The sequence below is a fragment of the bacterium genome (assembly GCA_024228115.1).
Classification (GTDB): Bacteria; Myxococcota_A; UBA9160; order UBA9160; family UBA6930.
In genome coordinates this window covers 1-1,355 of record JAAETT010000169.1, presented here as the reverse complement: position 1 = coordinate 1,355, position 1,355 = coordinate 1, and the positions used below count along the sequence as shown (strand labels likewise).

General features: G+C 61.8%; 1 protein-coding gene. It reads left to right on the top strand.

Features of this window, described 5'->3' with window-relative positions; genetic code table 11:
- Positions 1–275: 275 nt before the first annotated feature.
- Complete coding sequence (locus GY937_08550; GenBank protein ID MCP5056756.1) at positions 276–1,199, top strand: tyrosine-type recombinase/integrase; 924 nt, start codon at positions 276–278, stop codon at positions 1,197–1,199.
- Positions 1,200–1,355: the final 156 nt, after the last annotated feature.

The following is a 1,355-nucleotide window of genomic DNA, read 5'->3' as shown; positions in this document are numbered from 1 at the left end:
CCTTCACCCTCCGTAATACACGGAGGGTGAAGGAGCCGCCGCTCTCAAACTCTCAGAAAATCAACCGGTTCTGGGACATCCCCCAAACCTGCCGTGTCCCAAGCCACCCTGGCGCGAAAGGGCCAAGCCTCAAGTAGCCCATATCGGACCTTATGTGCTAGATCATAGGTGTGGCAACGAAGAGAAAGAAGTCCGGGGGCTCAGCCGATCGGCGACTACCCGCCGAGCATCTAGAACATAAGGTTCAGCTGCTCCGGAACAGCGCCGAGCTCGACTTGGTAGGCCTGGCCACGCTTTACCTTGGAACACTCGAGGACCCGGAGAGCTCCACCTTCAAGGACAAGTTCCGCGACCTCCAGAAGTTCCTCGACTTCTACGGCGACCACTACGGCCATCACCAAGCGGCCGAATGGTATCCGGCGGTCTCGAAGCGGTTCGTGAGCCAGCATTTGAGCAAGCGCTTGAGGAAGCCCGGTGGTGAGCGCTATGCGCCCTCTTCCATCGGACGCATCTGGTCCACTGTCCGGCACTTCGGACGGTGGGCCCATCGCGAGCACGCGGACTGCTTCCCGCACGGCTCGCCGGTGGCGGGTGTTTCACCGCCCGATGAACCCGAGGCGGCTTGGGTTGGACTTCGCCCCAAGGACCTCGACCGCCTTGTCACCGCTGCTCACGCGCTGAAGAACAGACCGCCTCGAACCGGCGGCACCAACCAAGGTCTTCGTGACCTGGCCTTCCTCCATGTCCTCATCGGCTCCGGCCTCCGTGTCTCCGAATTGACCGGGCTAGACGCTGGCCAATACGACGGCCGCTACTTTCTCGACGTCGTTTGCAAGGGCGGAGTCAGACGACCGAAAGTGTTCGTCCACCACAAGGACAACCGCGTGGCCATCGACGAGTGGCTGGCCGAACGGGGCAGCGCTGGCGGGCCGCTCTTCTGCACGCGGGTCGGAAAGCAGATGTCTCGAAGCCAGGCGTTTGGCGTCATCAAGCGCATGGAGCGCCAAGCCAACGCGCATCTTCCCGAAGAGGAACGATTCTTGGTCAGCCCGCACGTCCTGCGCCACACCCTCGGACGACAGCTCGCGGAGGACAAGGGTGAGCGATTTGCAAGAAAGCAGCTCGGCCACCGCTCGGGAAGGCAGCTCTACCGCTACATCCAACCCTCAGTCGAAGACCTCGAGGAGCTCTTCGACTGATTCGGCGCTCGCATCCCTAGTCCCTTGTATCGACCAAAGGCGGAAGTGTTGTCATGCTAAGCACTGCGTCCCCCGCAGCCAATCGGTTCTCGCCGTGTCGCGGGCCGATTCATGGGGCCCGTATGTCGAAGAAGCGGTATCGGATTGACTTGACGG